Source organism: Curtobacterium sp. MCBD17_034 (genome assembly GCF_003234515.1).
GTDB lineage: Bacteria > Actinomycetota > Actinomycetes > Actinomycetales > Microbacteriaceae > Curtobacterium.
The window spans coordinates 411385-430623 of the sequence record NZ_QKTN01000001.1; the positions used below are offsets into that span (position 1 = coordinate 411385).

Sequence of the window (19239 nt, forward strand, 5' to 3'; positions counted from 1 at the left end):
ATCACGGCGGTTCCTCCGACTCGCCGCGGATCGATCGCCGAAGGAGGGCGATGGGGAGGAACGGCGTCAGCGCGGCCGGCGGATCCGGATCGGACCGTGGATGTGGTCGGGATCGATCACGGACCCGCGCTGGGTGATCTCGACCTCCCCGCGCGCGACCATGCGGCGCGCGGCCTGCCGCGTCGGCTCCATCAGGCTGCGCCAGTCGTCGCCGCCGAGTGCCCGTGCCGCCTCCGACGGGCAGGTGCTCGACGTGGCGGCGCGCGTGTCGAGCAGATGGGCGATCGTCGCCTCGAGGGCGTGATCGGTGTCGGTCAGGACGCCGTCCCCGGCGGTCCGCTGGTCGTCACCCACGACTGCACGCCTCAGTGGTTGTCGTCCGACGAGTCCGCACCCTGCTGCACCCCGCCGGCGACGCCCTGACGGTGTCCGTCGGGGTCGTCCTGCGGCCAGCCGTTGAACTGCCAGCCGGCGACCGCCGGGTGGTCCTCACCGCGCTCGTAGGCGAACCGACGTGCCGCGTCCCGGGCCTCCTGGCAGGCCTGCATGAGACCGGCGTACCGGTCGGCGTCCACGTGGGACAGGGCGTCGGCGGCGAGCGCGAAGCGGTCCATGTCGTTGAGCATGACCATGTCGAACGGCGAGGTGGTGGTGCCGCGCTCCATGTAGCCGTGCACGTGCATGTCGTCGTGGCCGTGCCGGTTGTACGTCATCTGGTGGACGAGTGCGGGGTAACCGTGGAACGCGAAGACCACGGGCGTGCCGGGCAGGAACAGGGCGTCGTAGTCGTCGTCGCTGATCGGGTGCTCGTGGTTCCGCGGGTCCCCGAGCGCGAGGAGGTCCACGACGTTCACCATGCGGATCGCGACCTCGGGCGCGTTCGCTCGGATGAGGTCGATCGCGGCGATGGTCTCCAGTGTCGGGACGTCACCGGCGGAGGCCATGACGAGGTTCGGCGTGGCGCCCTCCGCGACGGTGCCCGCCCAGTGCCAGACCCCGACGCCGGCGGCGACGTGCGCGACGGCCTCGTCGATCGGGAGCCAGTCGGGCTCGAGGTTCTTGCCCGCGACGATCACCTCGACGCGCTCGGTGGTCTCGAACGCGTGTCGGGCGACGGCGAGCAGCGAGTTCGCGTCCGGCGGGAACTTGACGCGGACGAGGTCCTGCTGCTTCGAGGCGACGACGTCGAGGAACCCGGGGTCCTGGTGTGAGAACCCGTTGTGGTCCTGCCGCCACACGTGCGAGGACAGCAGGATCGTCAGGTTCGAGACCGGGACACGCCAGTCGATGTCCGCGGAGGACTCGAGCCACTTGAGGTACTGGCCGACCATCGAGTCGATGATGTGCGCGAAGGCCTCGTACGTGTTGAACATGCCGTGCCGGCCGGTGAGCACGTACCCCTCGAGCAGCCCCTCGAGCGTGTGCTCGGACAGGACCTCGGTCACCCGGCCCTCGAGGGCGAGGTGCGCGTCGTCCGGTTCGAGCTCGGCGCGCCAGACGCGGTCCGTCGTCTCGAACACCGCGTCGAGTTTGTTCGAGATCGTCTCGTCCGGGCCGAACAGCCGGAAGTTCGACGGGTTGCGGCGGATGAGGTCCCGGAGCCACGGACCGAGCGTCCCGGTGGCGGACGTGTTGGTCGTGCGGTCGTCGGGGACGTCCACCGCGTAGGGCTCGAGGTCCGGCAGGTCGAGCGCCACCCGGAGCCGGCCGCCGTTCGCGTGGGGGGTCGCGCTCATGCGCTTGTCGCCCTCGGGGCGGATCGTGCCGAGGATCCCGATGGGCTGGCCCTGCTCGTCGAACAGTTCCTCGGGGCGGTAGGAGCGCATCCACTCCTCGAGCTGCCGGCGGTGGTCGTCGGAGTCGCGGACGCCCGGCAGTGGGACCTGGTGCGCACGGAAGGTGCCCTCGACCCGCTGGCCGTCGACCTCCTTCGGCCCCGTCCAGCCCTTCGGCGTCCGGAGGACGATGAGGGGCCACCGCGGGCGCTCGGTGCCCGAGCCACCGCGTGCCGCCGCCTGGAGGTCCTCGATCTGTCCGAACGCACGTCGCAGTGCGGCGTCGAACAGGGCGTGCACGGCGAACGGGTCGTCGTCGACCCGGGCGGAGTCGACGATGATCGGCGCGTACCCGAGCCCGCGGAAGAAGGCGACGAGGTCCTCTTCCGGGATCCGAGCGAGCACGGTCGGGTTGGCGATCTTGTAGCCGTTGAGGTTGAGGATCGGCAGGACCGCGCCGTCCTTGACCGGGTCGAGGAAGGTGTGGGCCTGCCAGGACGCCGCGAGCGGACCGGTCTCGGCCTCACCGTCGCCGATGACACACGCCACGACGAGGTCGGGGTTGTCGAGCGCCGCGCCGTAGGCGTGCGACAACGAGTAGCCGAGCTCCCCACCCTCGTTGATCGAGCCGGGCGTCTCCGGGGCCGCGTGGGACGGGATGCCGCCCGGGAACGAGAACTGCTTGAAGAACTGCCGGAGACCGTCGACGTCGGGTGTGATGCCGGGGTAGAGCTCGCTCCAGGTGCCGTCGAGCCACGCGTTCGCGTCCATCGCCGGACCGCCGTGCCCGGGTCCGCACACGTACAGCACGTCGTGTCCGCGCTCGCTGATGAGCGCGTTGAGGTGTGCGTACACGAGGCTCAGCGCGGGCGAGGTGCCCCAGTGTCCGAGCAGCCGGGGCTTGATGTCCTCGCGGCGGAGCGGGCGGGTGAGCAGCGGGTCGTCGAGCAGGTAGATCTGCCCGACGGTGAGGTAGTTCGCGGCGCGCCACCACGCGTCGATCGCGAGGAGCCGGTCAGAGGTCGAGGCGCTGTGCGACATGGCCCCCACCGTAGGCGCGCTCGAGCGTCACCGTCCACAGGACCGGACGCACGTGCACAGGTCGCCCCCGTCCACAGGACCGGAGACGCCGGTGCGCGCGGTCCCGGGTCGGGACTACCGTCGACCCCGGCGCCGCACCGACGCGGCCCGGGAGGAACGACACATGGAACACCGCTACCTCGGCGACTCGGGACTCAAGGTCTCGGAGATCACCTACGGCAACTGGCTCACCCACGCATCGCAGGTCGAGAACGACGCGGCCATCGCCTGCGTGCGGGCGGCACTCGACGTGGGCATCTCGACCTTCGACACCGCGGACGTGTACGCGAACACGGGTGCCGAGACCGTCCTCGGCGAGGCCCTGAAGGGCGAGCGGCGGCAGTCCCTCGAGATCGCCACGAAGGTCTTCGGGCCGACCGGGCCCAAGGGACACAACGACACCGGTCTGTCGCGCAAGCACATCCTCGAGTCGATCGACGGTTCGCTGCAGCGGCTCCAGACCGACTACGTCGACCTGTACCAGGCGCACCGCTTCGACCACGAGACCCCGCTCGAGGAGACCATGCAGGCCTTCGCCGACATCGTGCGTCAGGGCAAGGTCCTGTACATCGGCGTCTCCGAGTGGACGTCCGAGCAGATCGAGAAGGGCCACGCGCTCGCGAAGCAGCTCGGGGTCCAGCTCATCTCGAACCAGCCGCAGTACTCGATGCTCTGGCGCGTGATCGAGGGCGAGGTCGTCCCCACGTCGGAGCAGCTCGGCATCTCGCAGATCGTCTGGTCGCCCATCGCCCAGGGTGTCCTGACGGGCAAGTACCAGCCGGGCCAGCCGCTCCCCGAGGGATCGCGGGCGACGGACGAGAAGGGCGGCGCGCAGATGATCTCGCGCTGGATGCGCGACGACGTGCTCGAGCGGGTACAGCAGTTGCAGCCGATCGCGCAGGAGCTGAGCCTGTCCATGGCGCAGCTCGCCGTGGCGTGGACCCTGCAGAACGACAACGTCGCGTCCGCCATCATCGGGGCGTCCCGTCCCGAGCAGGTGCACGACAACGCCGGCGCGGCCGGTGTCCGGATCCCGGCAGAAGCCCTCGCCCGCATCGACGAGGTCCTCGGCGACGTCGTCGAGCGCGACCCGGCGAAGACGAACGACAGCTCGCCGAAGACGCGCGAGGCCTAGGAGCGGTCAGCGGCGGCGCCACCACCGACGCCGCCGCTGCCGTTCCTCCGCATCGGCGGCGGCCTGCTCGGCCGCTGCGGCGCGCTCGACCGCGAGTCGGGTCTCCCGGCGGTCGCGCCACCGCTCGATCTCGACGTCGACGTCCCGGACCGGCGTGACGACCGGCGGGCCGCCCATGAGCTGCCGCCGTGCCTCGACGACCCGCGCGTCGAAGTCCTCGACGATCTCGCGGACGCGTCGCTCGCTCGACTCCTCGTCGAGCCGGGCGTCGAGTTCCGCGTCCTCCTTCCGGAGGGCGAGCGCCGGCGGTCCGAGGCCGGTCAGCTCCTCGCGTTCGACGTAGCGCCGGATCCACCAGTCGGGGTCGTGCCGGCCGTCGTTGTCCGGCAGGGGTTTGCCGCGCAGCGGGTTGTGCTCGAACACCCCACGTTCGTCACCCTCCTCGATGAGCGCGTTGGCGTGCGCGACCATGTCCCGGGCACCCCGGAGCCGTCGCTCGGCACGGACCTCGTCGGGGTCGAGCGATCGCGATGCGGGCGTGCCCGATGCCTCCGTCTCGCGCGCCTGCTCCTCGGCGTACTGCGCGAACCGGTACCGAGCCGCTTTCCGCAGCCGGTCCATCCGGGCGTCGGGGTCGTTCGTCATCCTTCGCGGGCCATCTCCTCGATCGTGATCGCCGCGTTGATGAGCGCGAGGTGGGACAGGCCCTGCGGCAGGTTCCCCATGAACTCCCCCGTGTCGGCGCTGATCATCTCGGCGAACAGCCCGACGTCGTTCCCCTGCGCGACCATGTCGTCCATGAGCGCCCTGGCTTCGTCGTCACGTCCCACGCAGGCCAACGCCGACGCGAGCCAGAACGAGCAGGCCACGAACGGCGACTCCTCGTCCTCGAGCCCGGAGTAGCGGTAGACGAGCGGTCCGACCGACAGCTGCTCCCGGATGGCGTCGATCGTCGCGGACATCCGCGGTCCCCGGTCGAACGACGACGAGGCGTGCAGCAGGATCGACGCGTCGAGGGCATCGGTGTCGGGGTGCATGACGTAGTGGCCGAGTTCCTCGTTCCAGCCGTGCTCAGCCACCCACTGCTCGATGAGCTCGCGGTTCTCCACCCACTTGTCGCGCGGGCCGCCGATCTGGCCCTTGTCGTGCAGTTCGATCGCCGCGTCGAGTGCCTGCCAGCAGCCGATCTTGCTCGTCGTGTAGTGGTGGGCCTCCTGGAGCTCCCACATCCCGGAGTCCTCCTCGACCCACTTGTGGCAGGCCTCGTCCGCGAGCCGCTCGAGCACGTGCGCCGTCTGCCGGTCGAGGACGTTCCCCTGCGCGACGTACTGCCGCATGATGTCGAACACGTCGCCCCAGACGCCGAGCTGGAGCTGGTCCGCTGCACGGTTGCCCTCGGTCACCGGACCGATGCCGCGCCAGCCGGGCACGTCACGTTCCACGACGCCGTCCGACCGCGCGCCGGAGAGCCGGTAGAAGATCGGCATGCCGTCGCCGTTGTCCGCGATGGTCCGCATGAGCCACGAGACGGCGGCGTGCGTCTCCTCGCGGAGCCCGAACCGCGTCAGCGCGCGGACCGAGTAGGCGAGGTCGCGCACCCAGGCGAACCGGTAGTCCCAGTTCTTGTCGCCGTGCTCGTCCTCGGGCAGCGACGTGGTGGCCGCGGCTGCGATCGACCCCGTCGGCGCGAAGATGAGCAGCTTGAGCGCGAGGGCACTGCGGTGCACGGCGTCCGCCCAGGGGCCGTCGTACGCGAACTCCTTCGACCAGGTCTCCCAGTTGCGGATGGTGCGGTCGACACCGCGCATCGTCTCGTGCGGGTCCGGGATGAACAGCGGCTCGTCGAGCGTCCCGATGACCGACAGGATCGACCTCGAGCCCTCGGACGTCCGGAACCGTCCGGAGAACCGCGGGCCGTCCTCGTGCACGGGCTCGAACCCGAGCTCGACGATGGCGATGCTCACGCCGTCCACCGCCACGATCGAGCCGTTCACCGTGTCGAGTCGTTCCGGTCGGGCCTGCCCGAGGAGCGTGCCCGGCTGGACCGCCCACTCGAACTCGACCGCCCCGCGGACGCCCTGCACGCAGCGCCCGAGTTGGGCCCAGGGCAGTCGTCCGGCCACGCCGGTGGCCATGGCGTCCGTGACCGTGGCCTCGCCGTCGGCGGTGGTCCACGTCGTGCAGAGCACGTTCGTGCCGGGCAGATAGCGGCGCTCCATGTGCGCCGGGCCGGTCGGCTTCAACGCGATGTGCCCGCCGTGCTCGGCATCGAGGATGCTCGCGAAGGGAGCGGGGGAGTCCATGGACGGCACCGGCAACCAGTCGATGCGGCCGTCGCGCCCGACGAGCGCCACGGTGCGGCCGTCGCCGATGGCCGCGTAGGAGCGGAGGGGGGCGTAGCCGTCGGTGCGTTCGGCGTTGTCGGAGGAGTCCGGGGTGTCCGGAGTGCGCTCGGGCATCCTCCTACTCTGCTCCCCTCGACTGCGAGCAGTCCGGCTGCCGTTCCCACCTCCGGTCCACGTGCGCACACCGACCGGTGCGACCCGCGCCGGGGCCTCCCGGGCGTGTCGCGGTTGTGCAGCTCGGGCGTGTCGCACTATGGTCGGTGCTCCGTGCCCGCCCTGGGCACCCGACTGGAGGACCGCCGTGCGCGTCGAACAGCAGCCCCGGAAGCGGAACGAGCAGCAGCTCGTGCCGCTCATGTGGCGTGCGCTCGAGCAGCGGCCCACCAGCAGCTATCCCGTGTAGGCACGGTCGTCCTCCGACGCCCGTGCCCACCAGGCCCAGGGCGTCTTGCGCACCCGTCTCCCGTCGACCACATCGGTCACCGACCATCGTGTCGGTCGGGAGGGACGGTGCCGGTCCGCCCCGGACCGTCACCATCCCGATCCGACGGAAGGCGGAACGATGCAGAAGATCAACGACCGATTGCTCTCGTGGGCGAGTCTCCTCGAGGAGACGACCGAGCAGCAGGCACGGACCACGGCCGCGATGCCCTTCGTGTTCCCGCACGTGGCGCTCATGCCCGACGCGCACCTGGGGCTCGGCGCGACCGTGGGCTCCGTCATCCCGACGCTCCGCGCGGTCATGCCCGCCGCCGTCGGCGTGGACATCGGCTGCGGCATGATCGCCGTCCGGACCCAGTTCGACCGCGCCGACCTGCCGACCGACCTGCGCCCGCTCCGCGAGCAGATCGAGCGGGCGGTCCCGCTGTCGGCCGGGGCCGCGAACCGGAAGGTCGTCGCGACGGCCGCGCCCCGCATCGCGGAGCTCGAGGCGCTCGCCGACGCCGCGGGGTTCGACCCCGCGCGAGCGCTCGGGGGATGGCGCGAGCAGCTCGGCACGCTCGGGAGCGGCAACCACTTCATCGAGGTGAGCGTCGACGAGACCGACCGCGTCTGGCTGTTCCTGCACTCGGGCAGCCGGGGTGTCGGGAACAAGATCGCCCAGCGGCACATCGCGGTCGCGAAGCGGCTCATGGAGCGCTGGTGGATCCAGCTGCCCGACGCCGACCTCGCGTACCTGGTCGAGGGGACGCCGGAGTTCGACCGGTACATCGCCGAGCTCCGGTGGGCGCAGCACTACGCCCTGCTCAACCGCGAGGAGATGATGGACCGCGTCGTCCGCCAGCTCAGCGAGGTCATGGGGGTGCTGGTGGACGAGCAGGAGCGCATCAACTGCCACCACAACTTCACGCAGCAGGAGCGGCACTGGGGCAAGGACGTGTGGGTGTCGCGGAAGGGTGCGATCTCGGCGCGCGAGGGGCAGCTCGGACTCGTGCCGGGGTCCATGGGCACGGCCTCGTACGTGGTCGAGGGGCGCGGCAACGCGCAGTCGCTCGCGTCGTCACCGCACGGAGCCGGGAGGTCCTACTCGCGCTCCGCGGCTCGGCGCACCTTCACGCACGAGCAGCTCCGCGCGGCGATGGCGGGGATCGAGTTCCGGGACACGGATGCGTTCCTCGACGAGATCCCGGCGGCCTACAAGCCGATCGACCAGGTGATGGCGGACGCCGCCGACCTCGTGACGATCCGTCACACGCTGCGGCAGCTCGTCAACGTCAAGGGCGACTGACGCCCCGGGCGCCGCGCCGGGTCACCCCGGCGTGGCGCTCGTCCAGCGTCGGCGGAGCACCCGCTCGACCGGCCCGGAGGCGAACAGCAGCAGGAGCGCGAAGAAGTTGACGGCGGGCACGAGGCTCCCCACCACGGCGGCCAGGAGCAACAGGCCGGCGCTCACGGCCGAGCCGAGGAGCTGCTGGCGGGCGGCGGTGCGCTCGCGGTCGGTCAGGTCATCGCGGCGGAGGAACGCCCGCGCGATCCCGGCGAGCGCCGCGGTGGCGAGCACGAGCGTGCCGACGTAGAGCTCCACGGTGAGGGGGCTCGGCCGGTACGCGGTGATGATCGCCGTCGGCAGGGGCAGCGCGACGATCGCGAACGTCCACACGAGGTTCCACCGCACGACCGCTCGGCTCAGGCGTGTGACGGTGCGGAACAGTTCGTGGTGGGACCACCAGAACCGCGCGATGACCGCGAAGCTGAGCACGAACCCGCCGAACTGCGGCACGTGCTCGCGGAGCAGCGCGCCGACGTCGCCGTCCCGGTGCGCGGCCTCGGGCACGATGTCGACGAGCGGCAGCACGAGCAGCGTGATCGCGATCGCCGCGACCGCGTCGGTGAACACCACGAGTCGCTCGGTCTCCGACTCGCGCTGCGCATCCACGGGATGAGTATGGAGCACGCGTCACGTCCGGGGTGCGTCCTCAGCGCGGCCCGGGTAGACCGGGGTGCATGTCCACCGCCACGACCGGTCCCGTCCGCGTGTTCACCGATGCGAAGGCAGCGCTCGTCGAGAGCATCGTCTGGGACCCGGACGGCCAGCGCCTGCACTGGACCGACATCCCGCTCGGCACCCTGCACACCGCGACCGCGGACGGCGTCGTGGTGTCCTCGGTCCCGCTGCCGCCGCCGCTCGCGTCGTTCCAGCCCCGTGCCTCCGGGGGGTTCGTCGCGGCGCTCGGGGACCGCGTGGTCCTGACCGACGCCGACGGTGCGATCGACCGTGAGCTCGCGACCGTCGAGCACGCCAAACCGGACATGCGGTTCAACGAGGGCAAATGCGATCCCTTCGGCCGGTTCCTCGTGGGGAGCATGGACCTCCAGGGCGACGGCGACGCGGCCCTCTACGCGATCGACCCGGACGGCACCGTGCGCGTGCTCCGAGGCGGGTTCGGCACGACGAACGGGATGGAGTGGTCGCCGGACGGCAGCGTCATGTACGTCACGGACACCGCGGTCTCCACGATCTTCCGCGGCTCCTACGGGCCGGACGGCGAACTCGGCGACCTGGAGCCCTTCGTCAGTGGTGCCGCGCACGACGGCCTGGTGCGCGACGACGAGGGCTGCTTCTGGGGCGCGATCTACGGCGAGGGGCGCGTGGAGCGCTACTCGCCCGACGGCGAACGCCTGGAGGTCGTCGACCTGCCCGCCCCGAACGTCACCTCGGTCGCGTTCGGGGGCGTGGACATGAGCACGCTGTTCATCGGCACCGCGCGCGAGAACCTCACGGAGGAGCAGCTCGAGCAGGCGCCGCTCTCCGGCGCCGTCCTCGCGGTGCCGACGCGGGTGCGCGGGATCCCGGCCCACCGCTTCGCGGGCTGACCGCGCAGGGTGACGGGAGGGACGGGCCGGCCGCATCCCGCGCCTCCCGGCCCGTCGCGCCACCCGTTCGGGGGTGCGGCCGTTATCGTCGGTCATCCGCCCGAGCGAGCACCCGGAGGTCCACGTGTCCGACGCCTTGCCGAACGCCACCGTCACCGTCAGTCGCGTCCCGGTCGACGGCACCACCGTCCGCGTGAGCACGATCGGCGCCCCCGGGGACCGTGCGTTCGTGCTCGTCGCGGGCCTCGGCGTCGCGGCGACCCACCGCGAGCGGCTCGCCTCGAACCTCAACGCGTTCGGCCCGGTGCACGCCCTCGACCTGCCCGGGTTCGCCGGGGTCCGACGGTTCCGCGGGACCGTCTCGATCGAGCGGTACGCCGACGCGGTCGAGGCCGTCATCGACGCGCTCGGGCTCGTCGACCCGGTCCTCGTCGGGCATTCGATGGGGGCGCAGGTCGTCACGGAGGTGGCGGCCCGCCGGCCCGACCTCAGCGACGTCGTCCTGATCAGCCCGGTCGTCGACAGCGCTGCGCGCACGGTGAGCGAGTCGATGGTGCGGTTCGCCCGCTCGGTCGTCCACGAGCCGGCCGCGATCCGCTGGCACGCCCTCACCGCGTACGCGTTGTGCGGCTGGCACTGGTTCCGGGCGGTCCTGCCCCGCATGCTCGCGTACCCGATCGAGCGTCGGGCGGAGGCCGTGCAGGCCCGGGTGCTCGTCGTCCGCGGTGAGCACGACGCCCTCGTCCCGCGCGACTGGGTGCGGCGGCTCGGGCGGGTGTTCCCGTACGCGGTCCTCCGTGAGGTCACGGGCGGCGCCCACGCCGTCGTGCACGCGCAGGCGGACGTCGTCGCGGCGCTCGCCGTGGCGCACGTGCGCGGGGACCTGCCGGACCGCGGCGTGGCGTCGCTCACCGCGGTGGCAGACACGACCACGAGGTCGGACCTCGACCGACTGCGCCCTGCGGAGGCGTGGCACGTCCTCGTCGCGCGCATCCGTGACCTCGTCGGCAAGGTCCGCGGGGACGACCTGGTCGCGGCCGGGAAGACCGAGCACGCTCGCGCCACCGCCCACGACGACGAACCGGTCGCCGACGCCGAGCAGGTGATCGCGGACGGCGAGCTCGCCGCGGGGTCGGAGGACGGCGCCGAGCGCCGCGCCGACGGCGACGAGCGGTCGACGCCGGTCCGTGGGCCCGAGCGCGTCGAGGACGCGGCCTGAGCGACGGACGGAGGCTGGGCCTCCCGGCTCAGCCCCCGGTGGGGATCCGGCCCGGCAGCATGTCGGGGGTGAGCGCTTCCGCCTCGGCGAGCACCTGGCGCGCCGCGTCACGCTGCCCCTGCACGTTCCACAGGAGCACGCCGCGGGTCACGTCCCCGTCGAGGTAGTACACGACGCCCTGTTCGAGCGGGGCCGCCCAGTCCTCGACCGTGCGGAGCGTCGCCTGGACGCGGCCGACGGCCTCGTACCCGATGTCGAACACGTTCGAGTAGTAGTAGGGCGTGTGGGTGTACGGCTCGTCGGCACCCGCGAGGTTCCGGCCCGCCTGCCGGCCCTGTTCCTGCGCGTTGTCGACGTGCTCGACGCGGCGGCGGCCGAGCACCAGGTCCGGGTACTCGGCCACGTCGCCCGCGGCGAAGACGTCCGGGTCCTCCGTCACGAGCGTCGCCGAGACCACGATGCCGTCATCGACCGGGAGGCCCGCATCCCGTGCCAGGTCGACGTTCGGCGTGATCCCGAGCCCGGAGACGACCGCGTCGGCGCGGAGCTCGCGGCCGTCGTCGAGCGTGACGATCACGCCGTCGTCGGTCCCATGCCCGTCGGTGACCCTGTGGCCGCCGACGAGATCGACACCGGCGTCGCGGTACCGGCGCTCGAACGCCGCCGCCAGGCCCGCCGGGAACATGGAGCCGCCGAGCACGTCGTCGGGGTGCACGAGCGTCACGGTCGCGCCGTTCTGCACGAGCGCCGCGGCGAGTTCCGTGCCGATGTACGAGCCGCCGACGACGATGACGTGGGCGTGCTGGTCCGCGAACCTCCGCAGTCGTCGGTAGTCCTCGGCGCTCCGGTAGTCGATCACGCGGTCGTCGTGCTCGATCGGCAGCGGCGTGGGTGTTCCGCCGGTCGCGATGAGCAGCCGCTCGTACCCGAACCGCTGTCCGTCATCGGTCGTCACCGTCTTCGCCGTACGGTCGATCGCGACCACCGTCGTGCGCAGGTGGATCTCGGCGCCGGTCGCGTCGGCCGTGTGCAGGTCGACCTTGTCCCAGCTGAAGTCCGGATCGGTCCAGAGTTTCTTCGACAGCGCGGGGCGGGCGTAGGGGGTGTCCACGTCGGTGCTGAGGATGCCGATCGAGCCCTGCTCGTCGATCTCGCGGATGCCCTTGGCGGCGGCGTCGGCGACCATGCCCCCGCCGATCACGAGGTAGCGGTGGTCGGTCATCGTGTGTCTCCCGGTCAGATGGTGGCGACCGAGCCGGCGTCGACCCGGTAGTTGGACCCGTTCACGAACGAGGCGCGGTCGCTGCAGAGGAACGCGATGACGCTCGCGACCTCGTCGGGCTCGCCGCGGCGGTGCAGCTCGAGGTAGGGGCGCTCCTCGTCGAGGAACGACTCGATGGCCTCGTCGAAGCCCTGGCCCGTCTGCTCGGCCCGCTTCGTCATCATGGCGTCCGTCATCGGGGTGTGGATGAAGGCGGGGGAGACCGTGTTGACGAGCAGCCCCTCCTTCGCGTAGCTCCGGGACAGTCCCTTGGCGAACGAGAGCACGCCGGCCTTCGCCGCGCAGTACGGCAGCTCGTCGTCGTAGGGCTGGAGGGCGTCCTCGCTCGTCACGTAGACGATCCGGCCCCAGCCACCGTCGCGCAGGTCACCGATGAACTCGCGCGTGATCCGCACCGGGCCCATGAGATCGATGTCGATGGTCGACAGCCAACCCTGCTCGTCGATCTCGTGGAACATGCCCTGGGCGCCCGTGACCCCCGAGGACTGCACGAGGATGTCGATCACGCCGACGGACTCGCGGACCTGGTCGTGGAGGCGGGTGAGGCTCGCGCTGTCGGTGACGTCCGCGGCGAACGCGAAGAGCCGGCCCGGGTGGGCCTCGAGCTTCGCGGCCGAGTCGTCGAGGGCGGCCTGGTCGAGGTCGGTGATCACGACGGTGGCGCCCTCGCTGAGCAGGAGCTTGGCCGTCTGCCAGCCGATGCCGGAGTCCGCGCCGAAGACGAGCGCGATGCGGCCCGAGATGCCGAGGTCCATGGGGTGGTGCTCCTGTCTGTCGTTCTGCGTGCGCGCACGACGACGGCCGCGTCGGCGGATGCCGCCGCGGCCGGTCGCCGGTGCGCCGTGGCCCGGATGGGCGGGTGGCCCGGATGGGCGGGTGACCCGGATGCGCGGGTGACCCGGAGAGGGGTCGGCTCAGCTCAGGCTGGTCGACTGCGCGCTCTCGACGCTCTCGGCGTTCGGAGCGGTCGTCGCCGCCGACAGCGTCTGCTTCGGCGTGCGGTTCTCGGCGCTGACCATCCAGGCGAGCTGCTCGAGGCGGTCGATGATCGCGTGCAGGATGTCCGCGGTCGACGGGTCTTCCTCGTCGACCTCGTCGTGCACGTCGCGCATGGTCCCCACGGCCTGGTAGAGGCGCAGGGTGATCATGTCGACGACGTCGTGGGTCGAGACCTCGCCCTCCGGGAACTCGTCGAGGCTCGAGGTGGCGCCGACGGTCTTCGAGCGACCGTCGGGCGTGGCGTAGAGGGCGCGCATGCGCTCCGCCACGGTGTCGGAGAACTCACGTGCCTCCGTGACGATCTCGTCGAGCTGGAGGTGGAGGTCCCGGAAGTTGTGTCCGAGCACGTTCCAGTGGGCCTGCTTGCCCTGGACGTGCAGGTCGATGAGGTCCACGAGGACCTTCTGGAGATTGCCGGCGAGCTTGTCCGATGCGTGCATGATGGCTCCGTTCCGAGGTTCGGTGACGGTTCCCGGTCTACCCGGTGCGGCATGGTCGACGCTCAGCCGACGTCCGGACACGCGTCCCCCGTGACCGGTCGGCCGGGCGGTCAGTCCTCGTGCGGGTCGACCATGTCGACCGCCGCACGGACGTCCTCGAGGAAGGTCATGACGACCCGGGCCTCGTCCGCCGTGAGGGACTCCGCGATGTGCATCATCCGCCGGTGCATGCGACCGAGCGTCGCGCGGACCTCGGTGTCCGTGTTGGTCGTCGGGACGATGACGAGTGCACGACGGTCGGTCGGGTGCGGCTCACGCCGGACGTGGCCGCTCCTGACGAGGCGGTCGACCAGGATCGTCGTCGACGCCGACGAGATCTTGAGGTAGGCGGCGAGGTCCTTCGGGCTGATGGTGCGGTCCGCCCGCTGCGCCTGCAGCAGGAACCGGACGGCCAGGAGGTCCGTCTCGCCCATGCCCATCGCGTCACGGGTCCGGCGACGCATCGCCGTCTCGGCCCCGCGGTAGCGGCGCAGGGCGTTCAGCACGTCGACGCCCCGCTGGGTCGCATCGTCGTCGGGGTACCAGTACCCGGACGGCTCGGTGACCTCCTGCGTGCTCATGCACACCACCCTAACCTGCCTACTTGCTAGACCGGCTAGCGAACGCCGGGACGTACAGGAACCACTCGGGCGGTGGTGCGCGCAGTGGCTGGGCGTGGCGGGCAACGGCCAGCTCGCGCTCGGGATGCGGCCCTCTCTCGGGTCCGCGATCCCTCCGAGCCACCGCCGCGTAGCGTGACGGACGCACCGAACCCGCCGCGAGAGGAACGACGCTTCCGTGTCCACCCAGCCACCGGTCCCCGGGACCGACCAGCCGACCCCGTCCCTCCACGACCCGGACTGGTGGCGCCAAGCCGTCGTCTACCAGGTGTACCCACGGAGCTTCGCCGACGTCGACGGCGACGGCGTCGGTGACATCGCCGGGGTGACCGACCGGGTGCCGTACCTGCGGGAGCTCGGCGTCGACGCGATCTGGCTCAGCCCGTTCTACCCGTCCGCCCTCGCGGACGGCGGCTACGACGTGGCCGACTACCGCGACGTCGACCCGAAGCTGGGGACGCTCGCCGACTTCGACGCCCTGGTCGCGGCCGCGCACGCCGCCGGGATCCGGATCATCGTCGACGTCGTCCCGAACCACACCTCCGACCTGCACGTGTGGTTCCAGGAGGCACTCGAGTCCCCACGGGGCTCCGCCGCCCGGGCCCGCTACGTGTTCCGCGACGGCTCCGGTCCCGACGGCGCGGAGCCGCCGTCCGACTGGGTCTCGAACTTCGGCGGCTCCGCGTGGACCCGGGTCGCCGACGGCCAGTGGTACCTGCACCTGTTCGCGCGGGAGCAGCCCGACCTCGACTGGTCGAACCCGGAGGTCCGCGCCGACTTCGAGCAGACGCTCCGCTTCTGGTCGGACCGCGGGGTCGACGGCTTCCGCGTCGACGTCGCGCACGCCATGGCCAAGGACCTGTCGGAGCCGTTCCGGCCGAGCGACCAGGACCACCTGCCCCTCGACGGCAGCGACCCGCTCTACGACCGCGACGAGGTGCACGAGATCCTCGGGTCCTGGCGACGGGTGCTCGACGAGTACGACCCGCCGCGGAGCGCGATCGCCGAGGCGTGGGTACCCGCCCGCCGTCGCGTGCTCTACGCCCGACCGACGGAACTCGGGCAGGCGTTCAACTTCGACCTGCTCGAGGCCCCGTTCGACCCCGAGGCCTTCCGCGCGATCATCGACGAGAACCTCGCGCAGGCGAGCCAGTCCGGGGCCTCGAGCACCTGGGTGCTGTCGAACCACGACGTCGTGCGGCACGCCACGCGGTACGGGCTCCCGGACGGGGCGGACTCGGGCGCCTGGCTCATGAGCGACGGCAGGGAGCCGGTGCTCGACCGCGACCGCGGGCTCCGTCGTGCCCGTGCCGCGTCCCTCCTCGTGCTCGCGCTGCCCGGGTCCGCGTACGTGTACCAGGGCGAGGAGCTCGGCCTCCACGAGGTCGCGGACATCCCGCACGACCGCCTGCAGGACCCGAAGTGGGCGCGCTCGGAGCACACGGACAAGGGCCGTGACGGCTGCCGCGTGCCGATCCCGTGGACCCGGTCCGGCTCCTCGTTCGGGTTCGGGCCGGACGGGGCACACCTGCCGCAGCCCGCCGACTTCGGGACGTGGAGCGTCGAGGCCGAGGACGGCGTCGACGGCAGCACGTTGGAGCTGTACCGCGCGGCGCTCGCGTTCCGTCGGACGCACCGCGGCGGCGAGGACCTGACGTGGCTCGAGACGCCGGACCGGGTGGTCGGGTTCGCGCGCGCCGACGGATGGCGCTCGGTCACGAACTTCGGCACCGACCCCGTGCCGCTGCCCGAGGGCGCCGTCGTCGTGGCGTCGTGCCCGATCGAGGACGGGCTGTTGCCGGGCGAGAGCACGGTGTGGCTCACCGCGTGAGCTGACGGCGGACCGTCCAGTGCGTGCGGTGGGCGGCCCGTCGGTCCGCCGTCCACAGCCGGGAGGCCCGGGCGCGGCCTCCACAACCGGTCCGCTCCGGCCTCGGGGGAGCGACTCCGGTCCCCAGCATGGGCGGCATGACATCAGCACCACGAGCACATCCACCGACACCAGCACGACCCGGGACGCCGGGCGCCGTACCCCGCGCCGCGGCGCTGCGGCGACTGCGGCGCATCGCCTGCGGAGCCCTGGCACTCTCCGCGCTGAGCGCCGGGGCCATGCTCCCCGTGACGAGCGCCCACGCAGCCGAGCTCGCGTTCCCGTTCCACACCGACTTCGACTCGGCCGACGGCGGGACGCTGTCCGGCGACGCCGAGGTCGGGGACGGCTGGCTGCGACTCACGGACGCCGTGCGGAGCGAGGCGGGCTCCTGGGCCACCGACGACGTGTTCGCGTCGGACCTCGGGCTCGAGATCGAGTTCCGGTACGCGATGCACGGCGGCACCGGGGCGGACGGCCTGCTCATGTCGCTGTCGGACGGTGCCGTCGCGCCGGGGGTCGGGCGACCCGGCGCGGCGCTCGGGTACAGCTGCTACGACGACTCGGGCCACTACGGCACCTGCGACGTCGCCGGCATGCCCGGGGCGTTCGTCGGCGTCGGGTTCGACCTGCGCGGCAACTTCTCACGCCCGTTCAACGGGTCCGGCCCCGGCCCCCAGCCCGACCACGTCGTGCTCCGCGGCTCGGGGAACGGCACCGACGGCTACCGGTTCCTCCGCGGCGCGGTCGGCCCCGACGGTGGAGTGGGGACGCAGTCCCGGTCCGACGAACGGACGGTGCACGTCACGTTGCTGCCGGCCGCCGACGGGGTCCTCGCACTCACGGTGCGGTCCGACTCCGGACCGGGTACCCGGATGCGGACCGTGATCGACCAGGTGGCGCTCGAGGGTGACGGACAGGCGCCGCTCCCGGACACGCTGCGCCTCGGGTTCACCGCCTCGACCGGCAACTCGACCAACGCCCACGAGGTCGACGACCTGACCGTGTCCATCCCGACCGACGTCGGCATCACGCAGGAGATGCCGGAGCGCGTCGTCGCGGGCACGCACGTCCGGTACACGGCGACCGCGACGAACCGGGGGCGGAACGGCTCCGCGCGCAACGACGTGGTGATCGCGACGCCGACCGAACTGCACGACGTCCGCTGGACGTGCGCCGCCACGGCCGGTGCCGCGTGCGGTGCGGGGTCCGGCGCCGGTCCGGAGATCGCGACGACGGCCGACATCGACCCGGGGGCCACGGTCACCTGGACGATCGAGGGCGACCTCGCTGCGGACGCCACGGGGCAGATCGCGAGCGCGGCACGGATCACCACGCCACCATCGCGCGCCGACACGAACACGGCGGACAACGCGTCGACGGTCCGGGCCGCGATCGGGACCGACGCCGCGCTGCGCACCGAGAAGGCCGCCGAGCTGCTGCCCGGGGACGTCGAGCTGCTGCCCGGGGGCGTGTTCCGGTACACGATCACCGCGGTCAACGGCGGACCGTCCGACGCGCGCCGGGTCGGTGCGGTCGACGACCTGCCGGAGCCCGTGCGCTTCGTGGGGTCCGAGGACGGCTGTCGCGCCGACGGTCAGCACGTGACGTGCTCCTCGGCGGTCACGATCGCACCGGGCGAACGGCACCGGTTCCGCTTCGACGCCCAACTCGACGCCGGGTACCGCGGCGACGGCGCCGACGTCCTCAACGTCGCGATCGCCACCTCGCCCGACGACCCGGACGACGGCGACCCGTCGGACCCCGTGCCGCTGCCCGGACCGATCGGCACGATCGAACCGCCCGTCGTGACACCGACCACCCCGCCCCACGGCGGTGAGCACCCGACCGCGACGCCACGGCCCTCGGCCTCCGCGACACCGGTCGCCGTCGGAGCGCACCCGGCCCGGCTCGCCTTCACCGGAACCGTGGGCACGGCTGCTGCGGTCCTGGTCGCAGCGATCGCCGTCGTCACCGGCCTGGGCGTCCGCTCGGTCCGTCGCCGACGTGAGCTCGAGCGACAGGAGGACCCCGCGGCCTGACCGGTCCGTGTCGCGCGCCGTCGGCCCGCGGGGTCGGCGGCGCGCGCTCGCGGTTCGAGCATCCTCAGCCGCGACGCCGCCGGCCGGACGGGCCCGCATCGGCCCGGCGGTACCATTGACCGTACGATCAGCCTGCCCAAGAGAGGGATTCCGTGTCCGACACCGTGGACGACGCCGCGCAGCGTGCCCGGTACTGGACGGTCCCGTTGTCCCGGGCACTGCCCGCCGCGGTCGTGGCGATGGTGATCACGTTCTCGTCGAACCACGCCACCTCGCTCGGGCTGGTGCTGTTCGGCGCCTTCGCGATCGTCGAGGGCGCCCTGCTCGGCGTCGGCAGCCTGCGCCGACTCGACGACCCCCGGTCCCGTCGCCTCGCCGTCGTGCAGGCTGCGGTGACCGTCGCCGCCGGCGTCGTCGCGCTGTTCCTCCCGTCTGCGGGACTCCCGGCGTTCCTCGCGGTCGTCACCGCGTTCGCGGTCGTCACCGGGGGCATCGAACTCCTGCAGGGCGTCCTCGCGCGGCGTACGTCGCCCTTCGCCCGCGACTGGATGACCGTCGGGGGCCTCACGGTCCTGCTGGCGATCGCGTTCCTGCTGACGCCTCCGGACTACTCCAAGGACCTCGGCGGCATCGAGCACGTCAGCGGCACCCTCGATTCGTCGATCATCCTCGTCGGCCTGCTCGGCGCGTACCTCGCCCTGACGGCGGTCTTCCACGTGATCGCCGCCCTCTCGCACAAGTGGGGGACCTCGGCACCCACGCCGTCGGCCCCGAACGGAGCACCACACGCATGACCACCCCAAGCCGCCGCGACCGGCTCCGCCCGGTCGAACTCCTCGCGATCTCGGCGATCGTCGCGGTGTTCGTCGGACTCGTCGTCCTGATGTCCACCCGTCAGCCCGAACTCGCGGCGGTGTTCCTCTGCATCGCGTTCATCGTCGTCATCGTCGTGCTGGCGATGTTGCAGCTGGCGGCCACGAGTGAGCAGGACGACAACGACATGCTCGGCGGACACCGGAAGGACGAGGGCGACGACCACCACTGACCACGACCGACGCGAGTCCGTCCACGCACGCAG

Annotated in this window: 17 protein-coding genes; 8 read left to right on the forward strand and 9 right to left on the reverse strand. The window is 72.1% G+C overall.

Features of this window, described 5'->3' with window-relative positions:
• Nucleotides 1-66: 66 nt before the first annotated feature.
• The gene (locus DEI92_RS02040) at nt 67-354 is read right to left on the reverse strand and encodes a DUF3253 domain-containing protein (RefSeq protein ID WP_220037435.1); all 288 of its coding nucleotides are present in this window, start codon (nt 352-354) and stop codon (nt 67-69) included.
• Between the two features lie 11 nt (nt 355-365).
• The gene (locus DEI92_RS02045; protein ID WP_111012158.1) at nt 366-2816 is read right to left on the reverse strand and encodes a phosphoketolase; all 2451 of its coding nucleotides are present in this window, start codon (nt 2814-2816) and stop codon (nt 366-368) included.
• 163 nt (nt 2817-2979) lie between these two features.
• On the opposite strand from DEI92_RS02045, the gene DEI92_RS02050 reads away from it, so the two are divergent.
• The gene (locus DEI92_RS02050) at nt 2980-3990 is read left to right on the forward strand and encodes an aldo/keto reductase family protein (protein ID WP_111009796.1); all 1011 of its coding nucleotides are present in this window, start codon (nt 2980-2982) and stop codon (nt 3988-3990) included.
• A gap of 6 nt (nt 3991-3996) precedes the next feature.
• Here the strand turns inward: DEI92_RS02050 and DEI92_RS02055 are convergent, their stop codons facing one another.
• Both DEI92_RS02055 and DEI92_RS02060 read right to left on the reverse strand, forming a co-directional pair.
• On the reverse strand, nt 3997-4635 hold the full coding sequence (locus DEI92_RS02055; RefSeq protein WP_111012159.1) for a DUF1992 domain-containing protein: 639 nt from the start codon (nt 4633-4635) through the stop codon (nt 3997-3999).
• Nucleotides 4632-6449, reverse strand: a complete 1818-nt coding sequence (locus DEI92_RS02060) for a glycoside hydrolase family 15 protein (RefSeq protein ID WP_111012160.1) — start codon at nt 6447-6449, stop codon at nt 4632-4634. The genes DEI92_RS02055 and DEI92_RS02060 overlap by 4 nt, the downstream gene beginning before the upstream one ends.
• A gap of 448 nt (nt 6450-6897) precedes the next feature.
• Between DEI92_RS02060 and DEI92_RS02065 the strand changes: the two genes are divergently transcribed.
• Nucleotides 6898-8064 (forward strand): RtcB family protein, encoded by a 1167-nt coding sequence (locus DEI92_RS02065; RefSeq protein ID WP_111012161.1) that lies wholly within the window; start codon nt 6898-6900, stop codon nt 8062-8064.
• A 21-nt stretch (nt 8065-8085) separates the two neighbouring features.
• Here the strand turns inward: DEI92_RS02065 and DEI92_RS02070 are convergent, their stop codons facing one another.
• Nucleotides 8086-8712: a TMEM175 family protein gene (locus DEI92_RS02070; RefSeq protein ID WP_181434591.1), complete on the reverse strand. Its 627-nt coding sequence runs from the start codon at nt 8710-8712 to the stop codon at nt 8086-8088.
• Nucleotides 8713-8780: 68 nt separating this feature from the next.
• On the opposite strand from DEI92_RS02070, the gene DEI92_RS02075 reads away from it, so the two are divergent.
• Entirely contained in the window at nt 8781-9650 is an 870-nt protein-coding gene (locus DEI92_RS02075; RefSeq protein ID WP_111012162.1) for an SMP-30/gluconolactonase/LRE family protein, read from the forward strand.
• A gap of 124 nt (nt 9651-9774) precedes the next feature.
• On the forward strand, nt 9775-10869 hold the full coding sequence (locus DEI92_RS02080) for an alpha/beta fold hydrolase (RefSeq protein ID WP_146249075.1): 1095 nt from the start codon (nt 9775-9777) through the stop codon (nt 10867-10869).
• A gap of 28 nt (nt 10870-10897) precedes the next feature.
• Here the strand turns inward: DEI92_RS02080 and DEI92_RS02085 are convergent, their stop codons facing one another.
• The 4 genes from DEI92_RS02085 to DEI92_RS02100 form a co-directional block, all read right to left on the reverse strand.
• Nucleotides 10898-12091 carry an NAD(P)/FAD-dependent oxidoreductase gene (locus DEI92_RS02085; protein ID WP_111012164.1) on the reverse strand — a complete coding sequence of 398 codons (1194 nt, stop codon included), beginning with the start codon at nt 12089-12091 and terminating at the stop codon, nt 10898-10900.
• 14 nt (nt 12092-12105) lie between these two features.
• A complete protein-coding gene (locus DEI92_RS02090; protein ID WP_111009788.1) occupies nt 12106-12906 on the reverse strand; it encodes an SDR family NAD(P)-dependent oxidoreductase in 801 nt (266 codons plus the stop codon).
• Between the two features lie 159 nt (nt 12907-13065).
• Nucleotides 13066-13590 (reverse strand): Dps family protein, encoded by a 525-nt coding sequence (locus DEI92_RS02095; protein WP_111009787.1) that lies wholly within the window; start codon nt 13588-13590, stop codon nt 13066-13068.
• A 110-nt stretch (nt 13591-13700) separates the two neighbouring features.
• Nucleotides 13701-14210, reverse strand: a complete 510-nt coding sequence (locus tag DEI92_RS02100; RefSeq protein ID WP_111009786.1) for a MarR family winged helix-turn-helix transcriptional regulator — start codon at nt 14208-14210, stop codon at nt 13701-13703.
• A 217-nt stretch (nt 14211-14427) separates the two neighbouring features.
• Here DEI92_RS02100 and DEI92_RS02105 point away from each other — a divergent pair, with 217 nt between their 5' ends.
• The 4 genes from DEI92_RS02105 (at nt 14428) to DEI92_RS02120 (ending at nt 19206) form a co-directional block, all read left to right on the forward strand.
• On the forward strand, nt 14428-16080 hold the full coding sequence (locus DEI92_RS02105; RefSeq protein ID WP_111009785.1) for a glycoside hydrolase family 13 protein: 1653 nt from the start codon (nt 14428-14430) through the stop codon (nt 16078-16080).
• A gap of 137 nt (nt 16081-16217) precedes the next feature.
• The gene (locus tag DEI92_RS02110; RefSeq protein WP_146249076.1) at nt 16218-18161 is read left to right on the forward strand and encodes a DUF11 domain-containing protein; all 1944 of its coding nucleotides are present in this window, start codon (nt 16218-16220) and stop codon (nt 18159-18161) included.
• Nucleotides 18162-18313: 152 nt separating this feature from the next.
• A complete protein-coding gene (locus tag DEI92_RS02115) occupies nt 18314-18955 on the forward strand; it encodes a DUF308 domain-containing protein (protein ID WP_258368540.1) in 642 nt (213 codons plus the stop codon).
• Complete coding sequence (locus DEI92_RS02120; RefSeq protein WP_111009783.1) at nt 18952-19206, forward strand: hypothetical protein; 255 nt, start codon at nt 18952-18954, stop codon at nt 19204-19206. The genes DEI92_RS02115 and DEI92_RS02120 overlap by 4 nt, the downstream gene beginning before the upstream one ends.
• Nucleotides 19207-19239: the final 33 nt, after the last annotated feature.

Coding starts and splice junctions, on each gene's coding strand:
- DEI92_RS02045 (WP_111012158.1), bottom strand. CDS start 2,816: ATGTCGCACAGCGCCTCGACCTCTGACCGGCTCCTCGCGATCGACGCG.
- DEI92_RS02050 (WP_111009796.1), top strand. CDS start 2,980: ATGGAACACCGCTACCTCGGCGACTCGGGACTCAAGGTCTCGGAGATC.
- DEI92_RS02055 (WP_111012159.1), bottom strand. CDS start 4,635: ATGACGAACGACCCCGACGCCCGGATGGACCGGCTGCGGAAAGCGGCT.
- DEI92_RS02060 (WP_111012160.1), bottom strand. CDS start 6,449: ATGCCCGAGCGCACTCCGGACACCCCGGACTCCTCCGACAACGCCGAA.
- DEI92_RS02065 (WP_111012161.1), top strand. CDS start 6,898: ATGCAGAAGATCAACGACCGATTGCTCTCGTGGGCGAGTCTCCTCGAG.
- DEI92_RS02075 (WP_111012162.1), top strand. CDS start 8,781: ATGTCCACCGCCACGACCGGTCCCGTCCGCGTGTTCACCGATGCGAAG.
- DEI92_RS02085 (WP_111012164.1), bottom strand. CDS start 12,091: ATGACCGACCACCGCTACCTCGTGATCGGCGGGGGCATGGTCGCCGAC.
- DEI92_RS02090 (WP_111009788.1), bottom strand. CDS start 12,906: ATGGACCTCGGCATCTCGGGCCGCATCGCGCTCGTCTTCGGCGCGGAC.
- DEI92_RS02095 (WP_111009787.1), bottom strand. CDS start 13,590: ATGCACGCATCGGACAAGCTCGCCGGCAATCTCCAGAAGGTCCTCGTG.
- DEI92_RS02100 (WP_111009786.1), bottom strand. CDS start 14,210: ATGAGCACGCAGGAGGTCACCGAGCCGTCCGGGTACTGGTACCCCGAC.
- DEI92_RS02110 (WP_146249076.1), top strand. CDS start 16,218: ATGACATCAGCACCACGAGCACATCCACCGACACCAGCACGACCCGGG.
- DEI92_RS02120 (WP_111009783.1), top strand. CDS start 18,952: ATGACCACCCCAAGCCGCCGCGACCGGCTCCGCCCGGTCGAACTCCTC.